The sequence below is a fragment of the Aquimarina sp. AD10 genome (genome assembly GCF_003443715.1).
Taxonomy (GTDB): Bacteria; Bacteroidota; Bacteroidia; order Flavobacteriales; family Flavobacteriaceae; genus Aquimarina; species Aquimarina aggregata.
The window spans coordinates 799,488-812,845 of record NZ_CP031965.1; the positions used below are offsets into that span (position 1 = coordinate 799,488).

13 protein-coding genes are annotated in these 13,358 nt (G+C 31.6%); 10 read left to right on the top strand and 3 right to left on the bottom strand.

Translation table 11 applies throughout. From position 1 onward, the window contains the following. Positions 1 to 24 precede the first annotated feature (24 nt). Complete coding sequence (locus tag D1816_RS03325) at positions 25 to 1,086, bottom strand: acyl-CoA reductase (RefSeq protein WP_118501171.1); 1,062 nt, start codon at positions 1,084 to 1,086, stop codon at positions 25 to 27. A gap of 66 nt (positions 1,087 to 1,152) precedes the next feature. Here D1816_RS03325 and D1816_RS03330 point away from each other — a divergent pair, with 66 nt between their 5' ends. From D1816_RS03330 to D1816_RS03345, 4 genes are all read left to right on the top strand, one after another. Beyond that, entirely contained in the window at positions 1,153 to 1,503 is a 351-nt protein-coding gene (locus D1816_RS03330) for a 4Fe-4S dicluster domain-containing protein (RefSeq protein WP_066310567.1), read from the top strand. Positions 1,504 to 1,618: 115 nt separating this feature from the next. After that, complete coding sequence (locus D1816_RS03335) at positions 1,619 to 2,239, top strand: outer membrane beta-barrel protein (protein ID WP_066310564.1); 621 nt, start codon at positions 1,619 to 1,621, stop codon at positions 2,237 to 2,239. A gap of 100 nt (positions 2,240 to 2,339) precedes the next feature. Further along, entirely contained in the window at positions 2,340 to 3,209 is an 870-nt protein-coding gene (locus D1816_RS03340; RefSeq protein WP_118501172.1) for an alpha/beta hydrolase, read from the top strand. Next, entirely contained in the window at positions 3,202 to 4,020 is an 819-nt protein-coding gene (locus D1816_RS03345; RefSeq protein ID WP_118501173.1) for an alpha/beta hydrolase, read from the top strand. Before D1816_RS03340 ends, D1816_RS03345 begins: the two co-directional genes overlap by 8 nt. Before the next feature lie 26 nt (positions 4,021 to 4,046). Here the strand turns inward: D1816_RS03345 and D1816_RS03350 are convergent, their stop codons facing one another. Then, complete coding sequence (locus D1816_RS03350; protein WP_066310558.1) at positions 4,047 to 4,418, bottom strand: hypothetical protein; 372 nt, start codon at positions 4,416 to 4,418, stop codon at positions 4,047 to 4,049. Positions 4,419 to 5,193: 775 nt separating this feature from the next. After that, positions 5,194 to 6,894: an alpha-amylase family glycosyl hydrolase gene (locus tag D1816_RS03355; RefSeq protein ID WP_118501174.1), complete on the bottom strand. Its 1,701-nt coding sequence runs from the start codon at positions 6,892 to 6,894 to the stop codon at positions 5,194 to 5,196. A 261-nt stretch (positions 6,895 to 7,155) separates the two neighbouring features. On the opposite strand from D1816_RS03355, the gene menA reads away from it, so the two are divergent. From menA to D1816_RS03385, 6 genes are all read left to right on the top strand, one after another. Continuing rightward, positions 7,156 to 8,055 (top strand): 1,4-dihydroxy-2-naphthoate octaprenyltransferase, encoded by a 900-nt coding sequence (menA, locus tag D1816_RS03360; RefSeq protein ID WP_118501175.1) that lies wholly within the window; start codon positions 7,156 to 7,158, stop codon positions 8,053 to 8,055. A 58-nt stretch (positions 8,056 to 8,113) separates the two neighbouring features. After that, positions 8,114 to 8,794 (top strand): metal-dependent hydrolase, encoded by a 681-nt coding sequence (locus D1816_RS03365; protein WP_118501176.1) that lies wholly within the window; start codon positions 8,114 to 8,116, stop codon positions 8,792 to 8,794. Then, on the top strand, positions 8,795 to 9,835 hold the full coding sequence (locus D1816_RS03370) for an o-succinylbenzoate synthase (protein WP_118501177.1): 1,041 nt from the start codon (positions 8,795 to 8,797) through the stop codon (positions 9,833 to 9,835). 12 nt (positions 9,836 to 9,847) lie between these two features. Further along, positions 9,848 to 10,747, top strand: coding sequence for a CPBP family intramembrane glutamic endopeptidase (locus D1816_RS03375; RefSeq protein ID WP_066310540.1), 900 nt, complete (start codon positions 9,848 to 9,850; stop codon positions 10,745 to 10,747). A gap of 75 nt (positions 10,748 to 10,822) precedes the next feature. After that, positions 10,823 to 11,926 carry an AMP-binding protein gene (locus tag D1816_RS03380; protein ID WP_232517345.1) on the top strand — a complete coding sequence of 368 codons (1,104 nt, stop codon included), beginning with the start codon at positions 10,823 to 10,825 and terminating at the stop codon, positions 11,924 to 11,926. A gap of 71 nt (positions 11,927 to 11,997) precedes the next feature. Continuing rightward, positions 11,998 to 13,314 (top strand): M24 family metallopeptidase, encoded by a 1,317-nt coding sequence (locus D1816_RS03385; protein ID WP_118501178.1) that lies wholly within the window; start codon positions 11,998 to 12,000, stop codon positions 13,312 to 13,314. The last annotated feature ends 44 nt before the right edge of the window (positions 13,315 to 13,358 follow it).

Below are 13,358 nucleotides of genomic sequence, written 5' to 3' on the forward strand. Positions count from 1 at the left end.
TTCATTATCAAAATGATAAATTATTTAGCTAATTTTTGACAAAAATTTAATTATATCGATGCCATCAGCATAATCTGAAAGTTTTGGACATTGTGTTTCTCCAAAATTCACACTATTCTCTATTATATTATCACTAACGATACATTGTATTTTATCTTTATCTAGCTCTAATTTTTCGGTTAGTTCACTTTTAGAATTATATGTTTCATAAAATAATGTAGCTATCGGAGAAGCGTAGCTTTCATCTTCTTTTAACATTAAAAAACCATTTTCAAGAAGCTTATAATTACTCATTAAGTAAACAGCTTTATTATAATCGTAATTATTGGCATATTTAGCACCATTAATAATATCATTGTATGGATATAAAGCTTTAAAGAATTTATCGAAATCATACCCTTCAGGAATCATTAATTTTGAAACACTTCTGCATCCCAAGCCATAGTATCTAAAAATATCTTCTCCTAAACTAGTAAGTTGTGATTCTGTTTCTTTTCCTGTTAGAATTGCTACAGAATTTCGATTTTGACGAATAATATTTGGAACTTTACCAAAATAGTAATCAAAATATCTCGCCGTATTATTACTTCCGGTCGCTATTACTGCATTAAAATCTGTTAATCTCTCTTTGGTAAAAGAGATATACTCTGCAAATCTAGGCTCTATTGCAACTAGATATGAAGCTAAATAAGAAAGCAATTGATCATCATTTGATGATTGTTTAGTTATTATTTTGTGTCCAGAGAGTAATACTGATATAAAGTCATGAAAACCAACCAAAGGGATGTTACCAGCCATTATTACGGCTATAGTTTTTGGATTGTTATGCTCTAAATTGTACACTGAAACCCAATTATGAAGTTTTTCCTTTGTTAGGATATCAGCCCATTGTTGAATTGAAAAAAGAACGTTTTCTACTGTAAACCAACCATTATAATGATGTGCAGACATAATTTTATTGTCCATTCCTTCAAAAAAATCATCATTCTTTAAAACGGTATTAATCTTCTCATTACCAGTAGTTTTAAATTGCTTTAAGAAGTTCCCTAATTCAGAAAAAGCATGGATTCGATCGTTTAATAACATTTCTTATTTGTTTATCACTAGTTTACAAGTTATTTTTGTGTTGCAAATTTAGAATAAAAAAGAGCTATGGCAATTATAATAACAGACGAATGTATAAACTGTGGTGCATGTGAACCAGAATGTCCAAATACTGCAATTTATGAGGGGGCAGATGATTGGAGATATTCTGATGGCACAGATTTAGAGGGAGATGTTGTTCTTCCTGGTGGTAAAGGAGTAAATGCAGACGAGGCACAAGAACCTGTAAGTGATGAGCTTTATTATATTGTACCTGATAAGTGTACAGAGTGTAAAGGATTTCATGAGGAACCTCAGTGTGCTGCTGTATGTCCAGTTGATTGTTGTGTACCTGATGAAGATGTTGTTGAAACTGAAGAGTTTTTACTGGAGAAGCAAGCATTTATGCATAAAGAATAAAATATTGTACTGAAGAACATAAAAAACCTATCGTATGATGGGTTTTTTTATGGGCATGTTTTAAATTTTACTATTTTCGTCCTACAAATACAACCTCAAATCTAAACATGATATTATGAAAAAAATAGTTTTTTTTATTTTCTTAACCGCTCTTTGTACATCTTCTTATGCTCAATATCGCTGGGAAGTGTCGGCAGGCCCAACTTTTTCTAGTCTTAGTCTGGATTCTCCTACTGCAGTTTCAGATGGTACGGGAACAGGTTTTTATGTAAATGCTGGCTATGGGTATGTTACAGGAGTAAGGGCTAAAACAAGTTTTGTTTTTTCGCTAGATTTACTTCAAAGAAATACAGAGTTAACAAGTCGTATAGTTGATCCTGAAACAACTTTAGATGTTAAAGTACTACAAATTGGTTTAAACCCAAAATTTAGATATTTATTTGGACAAGGAAAAGATAGGTTCCGTGCTTTTGTAAATGTTGGACCATCTTTTAGAGTAAATGCAAAATTCGAAATAGGAGATGTAGAACTTGATGATGAACAATTTGAAAAAATTGTTATTGGTGGTGTTTATGGAGCAGGATTTTCACAGATGGTAGGTGAGATGTTTGATATTATGGCTGAAGTAGGAGTGATGAATGATTTTGTAGACAATCTTGTTGATACAGACAGTAAGTTTTTTGATTACTATGCAAGAGTAGGTGTTCGTTTTAGAATTTACGATGCAAGACGTTAGATAATTATAAAATATAAATTAAGATCCTGCCTTGGCAGGATTTTTTTTATACAATTAACTTTAATTTTTTGTAAATTAGTTACTTACAAAAAGTGAGCGTATGCAAAATTGGGGATACATAGTTGTTATTTTTTTGGTAGCATATCTTATTGCGAGCATAATTTTATATTACTTACAAGAATATTTTATTTTTAAACCCGAAAAGCTAGACAAAGATTTTCAGTTTCATTATAATAATCAAACTGTAAAGGAGTATAACTTAGAAACAAGAGACGGGGCTATAATTAATGGTTTGCATTTTAAAGTAAACAACCCAAAAGGGGTAGTTTTATACTTAAAAGGAAATTCTAAAAGTATAAAAGGTTGGGGCAAGTTTGCAGTAGATTTTACTAGGCATGGATATGATGTTATAATGTTAGATTATCGAGGCTTTGGTAAAAGTACTGGTAGACGTTCTTTTAAGGCTATTAAGAGAGATCTTCAGTTTGTGTATTCCAAGATCAAAGAAAAAGTTAATGAGAAATACATCATTTTATATGGTCGATCTATGGGATCTGGATTTGCAGCAAAATTAGCATCTATCAATAACCCTAAAATGTTGATTCTTGATGCGCCATATTACAGTTTAAATAAAGTAGCAGCAAAGTATATACCTTTTATGCCGATATCCTTAATTATGCGATATCCTATTCCCACGTATAAATGGCTTAAATACGTAAATTGTCCGATTCATATTATTCACGGTACACAGGATAAGTTAATTCCTTTTAAATCCAGTATTAAATTATCTAAAATAAGACCTAAACTTACTCGTTTGTATACGGTAATAGGAGGGGGGCATAAAAATTTAAATAATTTTGAGTCCTATCATAAAATGCTAGGAGAGATTATTAATTCTAAAATGAAACGCCTTAATCTTTCTGAAACGAGTATTGGAGTATTACATTCATCTAAAAAATTAAATGCGTAGATTTAAAAAGATAGTATACTGGTTAGTACTTTTATACATAGCTGCTCTTCTAGGGTTGTATTTTTATCAAGAAAAAGTCCTTTTTCAACCCCAGGAGTTACCACAAAATTATACCTATTCATTTAAGAATAATTTTAATGAGTTTTTTTTAACTGCTAAAGATGAAGTAGCTCTTAATGGAATTCATTTTAAAAGTATTTCTCCTAAGGGAGTTGTTTTATATTTCCACGGAAATGCAGGAAATTTACAAAGATGGGGAGAAATTGTATCACTCTTTGTAGACAAACAATATGATGTGATTATCATGGACTATAGAGGGTATGGTAAAAATAAAAGTAGTATTACCGAAAAAAAATTATACACCGATGCTCAATTATTTTATAATTATGCCGCGGAGAAATATTCTGAAAATGATATAATTGTTTATGGACGATCACTTGGAACAGGAATAGCTGTAAAAATAGCTTCAGAAAATCATCCTAGAAATCTAATACTAGAAACACCTTATTATAATCTTAAAGATGTAGCTAAAAACTGGTTTCCATATTTTCCTGTCGGACTACTTTTAAAATATAAGATTCCGTCAAATAGATTTATTCAAAACGTTAGATGCCCAATTGCCATTTATCATGGTACCAATGATAAAGTAGTACCTTACAGTTCGGGAAAATTATTATTTGAAAGTATTCCCGGATCAAGTAAAGAAATGTTCACTATAGCTAATGGATCACATAATAACCTAAGTGCGTATAATGAATATACAATGACTATTGATAGGGTACTAAATAATCGAATCGGTAAAGGACATTAAAATTAATATTTCTAAAAAAATATAGTTTAATAGGCCATAAGGGCATCTCTATATTCTCTTAAATCAGAAATATTCATTTTATTCTTAACACTTTTAGTTAGCGCTACCATGTATTTAAGGCTTTCTATTGGATCGACTGTTTCTTCCTTTGCGGTAGTAGTACCTTCCTCTTCTTCATCTATAGGCTCGTCATCTGGTATTGGTATAAGAAAAGAGTCATTTTCTTCAATGTGTTCATACGTATACCTCAGTACCTTCACTACTAGAGGTATTTGTTCTTCTAAAGCATATTCTCTTAACTTTTTTAGATCGTCTATCAATGAATCAGTATTGATTCCGTTTGCATCAAGATCAACTAGGATCTTATCTATCAATTTGATTGCCTTTTTATTTTCCAAAGGAGTAAAATTATGTGGTGTTAAATAATAATCAGTGCAAATTTAATTTTTTCCTGAATTATGTCGCCATCATTATGATTTTTTATTTAAACAAAGTTGTTTTTTTCTGTTTACAATTATTTAACATAATTACGGTTTTTTGAATAATTAACTGATTATCAATTATTTACAATGGTCAAAGGGGTAAAATGGTACTATTCCAGCTAAAGTTTGAGGTAAAACCGTAACCGCATATGCCTCAAACCTCTTTATCTTTGACAGGTATTCCAATTACAATTTTTCCCTTACTTTTTTTGTTTTCCCCAACACTTACCTCCTTAATCCTAAGGAGGTAAGTTCTTCTTTGGACCTTTCGTAATTCCCTTAGAGGAACAACTTATTCTAGAATTTCATAATTTATATTTATAAAAAAACCTTATTTTAAAGGGCGTACAAGCATGTTGTATAAAATTAACAAGTCTGTATCAATGTCGTAATTCATCATCAAAAATGTTATATAGGTAATGAACACCAATTTTAATATTCATATTTATACGCATAAATGCTTAGCAAAAACTTTTCAGTTGTATTGCATTTTTTTACTTAATTCAAATCTACAGAAATCTTAAATCATATCAATTACGGAAACCCATAAAAATTTTAAAGTTAAAAAGAGTCTAAATAATAATTTACGCATTTAATAATTCTTACTCTTATCTATGTATGATCTAAAAACAAGTAAAACGCCAATATCTAAGACTTTGGCGTTTTACTAATTCGACATTGTTAGTAATATTTATTTCTTTGCTGCTAATAGTACAATAGTAAAGTCAGAATTAATTGTTACGCTATTTTTGGTTACTATAGCTTCTTCGCCAGAATAGTGATCAACTAATACTGTACCTTCAGGAAAAACAGCATTAATACTTAATGTTTTTTGTCCTTTGGAAAGATCAAGACCTATAATTACTTGATCAGAAATCCCATTTTTATTATAACTTCTTGAAAAAGTATATGGTGATTTAGAGATCATTTTATGTTTTCCAGCGCCAATAGAGGGATGAAGTTTTCTAAATATCCCTAATTTTGACCAGTGATTATATAATTTTTTAGTGCTGGCTACGGTAAGTGAATCCCAATTCATATTGGATCTAAGAGTAGCGTCACCTATAGTACCTTCGACAACAAGTGATCTCGCGGTTTCATCACCATAGTACACTTGCGATATTCCAGGTGTTAACAATAGCTTTGTTGCTGATTCATAGGTTTTGGTTCTGTCTTTGTCAAAAGGCGATCCGTCATCATGAGAACTTATGTAATTCATGATACTTTTGCCTACTAGATTAGTGTTTAAAACATCACTATATTTTTTGAACAAACCTTCATAGTCTTTTTGGGCTGCATCATATTTAAATTGAAAATTTATTAAGTTGTTAAATCCGTGAGCAAAGTAATCTACTTTACGATCTCCAAAATCATAATACCTTTTTCCATCTATTCCATATCCATACAATTCTCCTATCATATAAAACTCATTGTCATCTAGAACTTTCTCAGGGTTTTTTGTTTTCCATTCTTTGAAAGCTGATTTTGCTTGATCAGCAAGTACGCTCCAAGCTCCTTCTTCGACATGTTTCACGGTATCGACCCTATATCCATCTATACCTAACTCTCTTATATAATCTGTAAGCCATTTTATAATGTAGTTTTTTGGAGATCTCTTTAAACCTGTTTTCACAAAAAAGACATCTAATTCTGCAAGTTCGATTTCTAATCGCCCTTCTGATTTCCATTTATTTATAAGCATTTCTGGTAATTCGACTTCTTCGTCACTTTCAGTTTTAACATCGGGTAGGTTTTCGACTAAAGTGCAGGTTACTGCAGAAGTATAATCTTTATAGGTGCATTTTGGTGCCGTACGCACCCATTTTTCGGGCCATACAGGATCTTTTTCTGTAACAGGCCCTGTATGATTTAACACAACATCCATTAAGACGCGTATACCATTTTTATGAGCAACTTCTATTAACTTTTTAAGATCTTTATAGGTACCGTAGTTTGGATCCAATTTGGTCCAATCCTTTGCCCAGTACCCATGAAACGCATAAGTATTTCCGGTACCCTCATCAACACTTTCATGAATTTGTTCGACAACAGGGTTAAACCATAATGCATTAATTCCTAAATCATTAAAATAACCATCTTCTATCTTTTGTATAACCCCTTTTATATCTCCACCTTCAAACCCTCTTAGTTTTCCTGTTTCTTTGGTTCTATCAAGGACACTATCATTTGTGAGATCACCATTATAAAATCTATCTGTTAGAAGAAAGTACACATTGGCGCCTTCCCAAACAAAAGAGTTTTTTATAGCTACGGTTTCGGATTCCTCTTTTCCGGTATCAATTGCCGGAGTTTTGTCTTTTTTTATTTCACTTTTACAAGAAATGGTTATGTATAAAAGTAAAAAAACTGTAGTTTTTAGTAATTTCTTCATAAGAATTTAGTGGTTTGAAATGCTAATCTATAAAAAGTATGGATAAGTTAGAATGATAAGTATATGAGAAATTCGTAAAAATAATTTAGTCGATTACAGTTTTAAAATGTTAAGCATTTCCTAGGAAGGGGTTTCCTATGCCTTAGAAAAGAAGGTGTTTCAAAGAAAGAAATTTATGGTATAAAGTTAAAGTAAAGAATAGATGCAATTTAGTTTTATTTTTTAGTAAAATACTGTTCCTTTGAAAACTAAATTATTGAAATGACTAAAATCAAAGCTTGGGTTTCGGCGGCAAGACTTCGTACCCTTCCTTTATCAATATCGGGAATTATTGTAGGTTCTTCTTTGGGGAATAATGATTTTTTAAATACAAAGATCTTTTGGTTTGCAATTGCAACAACTTTAGGACTGCAGATTTTATCGAATTTTGCAAATGATTACGGAGATGGTGTAAAAGGAACAGATAACGAAGATCGAGTAGGACCGACTAGAGCATTACAAAGTGGTGTCATTTCCAAAAAAGAAATGTTTAGGGGTATTGTCATAACATCTATTATTGCACTTTTATTTGCTATTACTTTAATTTATGTCTCTTTTGGTGCTGCTCATTTTTTATACTCATTAGTTTTTTTCGTTTTAGGAATTACTGCTATAGCTGCCGCCATTAAATATACCGTGGGTAAAACAGCGTATGGATATCGTGGTTTAGGAGATGTATTTGTATTTATGTTCTTCGGGTTGGTTAGTGTAGTAGGGTGCTATTTTTTATATACAAAAACCCTAAATATATTTGTTGTCCTTCCTGCAATAACTATTGGTTTATTAAGTACTGCAGTCTTAAACCTTAATAATATGAGAGATTATGAAAGTGATAAGAAATCAAATAAAAATACTCTGGTTGTTAAAATAGGAGTAAGCAAATCAAGAAAATATCACTTTAGTTTGATTGTAGTTGCAATGATTACGATACTTTCTTTTTCTATACTTAAATATAGTTCTCCAATTAATTTATTGTTTCTAGTCGCGTTTATTCCGTTAAGTATTCATCTAAAAAAAGTTAAGGATACAAATGATACCAAATTGTTAGATCCAGAACTAAAAAAAGTGGCTTTAACAACTTTTTTACTAGCGATCCTATTTAGTCTGGGTCAGATTTTATAATTTAGATTAACATAATTTGTAAAAAGTCTGCGTTAAAAAAGTTTAAATAGTTTCTCAAATGAAAATCACATTTTACGGTCACAATACATTATTACTAGAAATAGGAGATACTAAGGTACTTATAGATCCATTTATTACAGGAAATCCATTGGCCAAAGATAAAGTGACTCTAGATAGTATTAAAGTAGATTATATTTTGCTCACACATGCGCACCAAGATCATATTTTGGATGTAGAAGAAATAGCAAAACAGAGTAATGTAATTATCGTTTCGAATTATGAAATTGCGACCTATTATCAAAATAAAGGGTTTGAAGTACACCCTATGAATCATGGGGGTAATTGGAATTTTAATTTCGGAAAAGTAAAGTATGTAAATGCGATACACACAAGTAGTTTTCCTGATGGGACTTATGGGGGTCAGCCTGGTGGATTTGTAATTGAGGCCGATTCTAAAACCATTTACATAGCAGGAGATACAGCATTAACAATGGATATGAAACTAATTCCTTTGAGTCATAAGATTGATCTTGCGATATTACCATTAGGAGATAATTTCACAATGGGTGTTGATGATGCTATTATAGCAAGTGACTTTGTTGAATGTAACAAGGTTTTAGGTGTACATTATGATACATTTGGATTTATTAAAATTGATCATAAAGAGGCAAAACTGAAATTTACAGAAAAGAATAAAGATTTAATATTACTAGAAATAGGAGAGAGTATCAGTTTGTAAATGAAAGCGACTTATCACAAATACATTCTTAATTTCAAAAGACCAAGTGGTACTTCTAGAGGTGTCTTAAAGACTAAAGAAACATGGTTTATTGTTATTTCTAATGACGACACTAAAGGTATAGGAGAATGTGGAATACTAAGAACGCTTAGCATAGATGATCGACCAGATTATGAAAAGAAGTTAAAATGGACATGTGATAATATACATCTAGGAGAAGAAACACTTTGGGAAGCATTAAAAGAGTTTCCTAGTATTCAATTTGGAGTAGAAATGGCTTTTAAATCTTTAAATAGTGAATCTCCATTTCTATTGTTTCCATCCCTTTTTGTTAAAAATCAAGACTATATACCTATTAATGGATTGATCTGGATGGGAGATAAGGAGTATATGAAAGAACAAATTTCAGATAAACTGAGTCAGGGATTTGATTGTATCAAAATGAAAATAGGTGCCATTGATTTTAAAACAGAATTAAATTTATTAGCTCATATTAGAGAACAATTTTCTGCAAAAGATATAGAATTGCGAGTAGATGCAAATGGAGCTTTTACTGCAAATGATGCCTTAGGTAAATTGGAGCAATTAGCAGACTTTGATTTACATAGTATCGAACAACCTATAAAACAAGGTCAGTATCAATCTATGAAAATCTTATGTAGTAAAACTCCTTTACCTATCGCCTTAGATGAAGAATTAATTGGTGTTTTTGATGTAGCAGAAAAAGAAAAATTATTAAGAACCGTACGACCACAATATATTATTTTGAAACCTAGTTTAATTGGTGGTTTTAAAGGAACTAAAGAGTGGATCACTATTGCAGAATCTTTAGGTATTGGTTGGTGGATAACAAGTGCTCTGGAAAGTAATATAGGATTAAATGCCATAGCACAGTTTACATATACACTACAAAGCAAATTGCCCCAAGGATTGGGTACAGGCGGTCTGTATACTAATAATTTTGAGTCCCCGTTAATGGTGCAAGACGGAACCCTAACTTATAATCCAGCATTGGACTGGGTCGTTAAATATTTAAATTAATAAGAAACATATATGTTTATAGAACAAGGAAGAGAAGGAAAATTAGGAATGTGGAAATATATTCCGATACCATTAGGATTTTTTGCACTTATGGCATTTAACTATTTAGTGACTACAATGACAGATATGGATACAAATGCCGCTATGGAACAACAGATTGATCTCATCGGTAAAAAAGGGTTATTCTTGCTTTTATTGGCTCCTTTTGTGGTTTTTTTAGGTGGTTTGTTGTTTTGGGTAAAATTTGTGCATCAACAATCGATAAAATCTCTTACGACGTCTAGAAAGAAAATAGATTGGAAAAGATTTTTTTTCGTTTTTGGTCTTATGGCTGCCTTTATAATTATTTCTATTGGAATTAGTTATTTTGCGAGCCCCGAAGATTTTATAGTAAATTTTGATCCGGTTTCATTTGCGGTACTATTTGTAATGGCTATAATCTTAGTTCCAATACAAACAAGTTTTGAAGAATACCTTTTTAGAGGATACTTGATGCAAGGTTTAGGACTAGCCACAAAAAGTAGAGCAGTAGCTTTAATTGTTACTTCTGTAACCTTTGGTGTAATGCATCTTGGTAATCCAGAAGTAGAAATGCTAGGTCCAATGATCATGGTGTATTATATTGGTACTGGTTTGTTTTTAGGAATAATGACACTTATGGATGAAGGCCTTGAATTAGCTTTAGGGTTTCATGCTGCAAATAATTTGATTACAGCACTGTTAGTTACAGCAAACTGGACGGCCTTTCAAACAGATTCTATTTTGGTTGATATTTCTGATCCCACAGAAAGTGCTGGATATGAGATACTATTTCCTGTATTTGTTATCTTCCCTATATTTTTATTTATCTTATCAAAGAAATATAAATGGACTGGTTGGAAAGACAAGCTTTTTGGTACTGTAAAACAGTAACATATTTATAATATAATTTTTACAGTTTGATAACATAATTATCTGTAATATGGTAGAAATTTGGGTATGCAAATCATGAATACATTTTCTATCCCCGAAATACATGAAGATTTTACGATTAACGGAAAAACTGTAGACGTTGATCGCCTTAAACGTATGTCTCAAAATCTTATTAAAACAGGAGAGGTGTATGAACAAGAAGTAGGACATTTTTTGTTAGAGTGGTTAAATGATAAAGATTATATCGTTGTAAAAACTTCGGGATCTACAGGGAAACCTAAAAAGATTAAAGTATATAAAGCCCATATGGTAAATAGTGCCAAAGCTACTGGTAAGTTTTTTAAAGTAGAAGAAGGAACCACTGCACTTCTTTGTCTATCGGCTAATTACATTGCAGGTAAAATGATGTTGGTAAGAGCATTAGTGCTAGGATGGAAAATTGATATTTTACCTCCTAGAACAAACCCTTTGGATAATGTGTACAAGCAATATGATTTTTGTGCAATGGTTCCACTACAATTAGATAACTCGCTTAATAGGCTTCATTTGATTAAGAAGCTTATTGTTGGTGGAGGAACAATTTCAGAGCATTTAAAAACATTAATACAAGGGGTCAAAACCAAAATTTTTGAAACATATGGTATGACCGAAACAGTTTCTCATATTGCAGCTAGAAGAGTAAATTCTAAGAAAAGAGAAAAAAAGAGTATCTACTTTAAAGCATTACCAAATATTACATTGGGGGTAGATGATAGAAATTGTTTGGTTATTAAAGCTCCATTGTTAAATAAGGAAACTATCATTACAAATGATGTTGTTGAATTAGAAACTTATAAAAGGTTTCTCTGGAAAGGTAGGTATGATAATGTCATTAATAGTGGTGGAATAAAACTCTATCCTGAGCAAATAGAGACCAAATTGCAGCTCCTTATCGGTCATCGTTTTTTTATCGCAAGTATACCTGATGACGCTCTAGGTGATAAAGTTATTTTGATTGTTGAGCGTGACTATGATAAAATTGCAAAATTAGCATTGCAAAACGGTCTTCAAAACCTCAAAAACCTAACTAAATACGAAGTGCCAAAAGACATATATTTTCTCCCACAGTTTATCGAAACAGATAACGGTAAGGTGCAAAGAATAAAAACACTAGAATTAGTTGTAAATATGAAGCACTAGTTTTTAATAGCAGTATCTGTTTTTGTAGTACCTTAGTTTCTTCTAATAATTAATGATTCACAATTGTCAAAATGAAGAGACTACTTATTCTTTTAATGTTTATACAGACTATTTCTAACGCTCAAATCCTTCCGCAAAGAGAACGAGCGGCTGTTATTGATATGGTCTTAGAGGATCGATTTAATAATCTTTTACCTCAATTAATGGATCGCACTAACTTTGATATGTGGATCATAATATCAAGAGAGTATAATGAAGACCCGGTGCTTAGAACTATGTTGCCTGCAACATGGTTAAACGCCAGAAGGAGAACCATTCTTGTTTTTTATAGAGATAAATCTAAAAATACAATAGAAAAATTAGCAGTTGCTAGATATAATGTTGGTAAAAATATTGAATCGGCTTGGGATAAAGAAAAGCAACCAAACCAATGGAAGGCTTTAATGCAAATTATTCAAGATAGAAACCCTAATAAAATAGGTATTAACTTTTCTAAAGACTTTGGAATTGTTGATGGTGTTGTAAAGACAGATTATGAAGAATTTATACAAGAATTACCAGAGGTCTATAAAAATAAAGTTACCTCTGCAGAAAAATTAGCCATTGCTTGGATAGAAACTCGTACGTCTCAAGAAATTGAAATTTATAAAGACCTTGTAGACATAACTCATACTATTATTTCTGAAGCCTTTAGTACAGCGGTTATAAAACCAGGAACCACTACAACTGATGATGTAGTTTGGTGGTTACGACAAAAAGTAACTGATATGGGGCTAAAAACATGGTTTCATCCTACGGTTGATATTCAACGAACTGGGGAAGATTTACAAAATCATATTGTTTCTTTTTCGAATAGACCGAAGGATAAGGTGATCCGGCAAGGAGATCTTATTCACTGTGATTTTGGTATTACGTATTTAAGACTAAATACGGATTGTCAGCAACATGCTTATATTCTAAAAAATGAAGAAAACAAACCACCAGTATTTTTGGTTAATGCTTTTAAAGATGGAAACAGAATTCAAGATATTTTTACTGCTAATTTCGAAACTGGTAAGACAGGAAATGAAATATTAATTAAATCATTAGAGCAAGGTAGGGCAGAAGGACTTAAACCTGCCATATATACGCATCCTTTAGGTTTATATGGGCACTCATCAGGTCCGACTATAGGAATGTGGGATTCACAAGAAGGTGTGCCCGGTACAGGAGACTATCCTTTGTTTGAAAATACAGTGTATGCTATCGAATTAAATACAACTGTTACTATTCCCGAATGGAAAAAAGATATTCGAATTATGTTAGAAGAAGCAGGGTTCTGGGGAAAAGAAGGGTTTAAATACGTAAATAAAAGACAAACAGATCTAATAACTGTTCCCAAACGATAATACAATTAAAATCAGAGCTAACTTTAGTAAAGTCAGCTCTGATT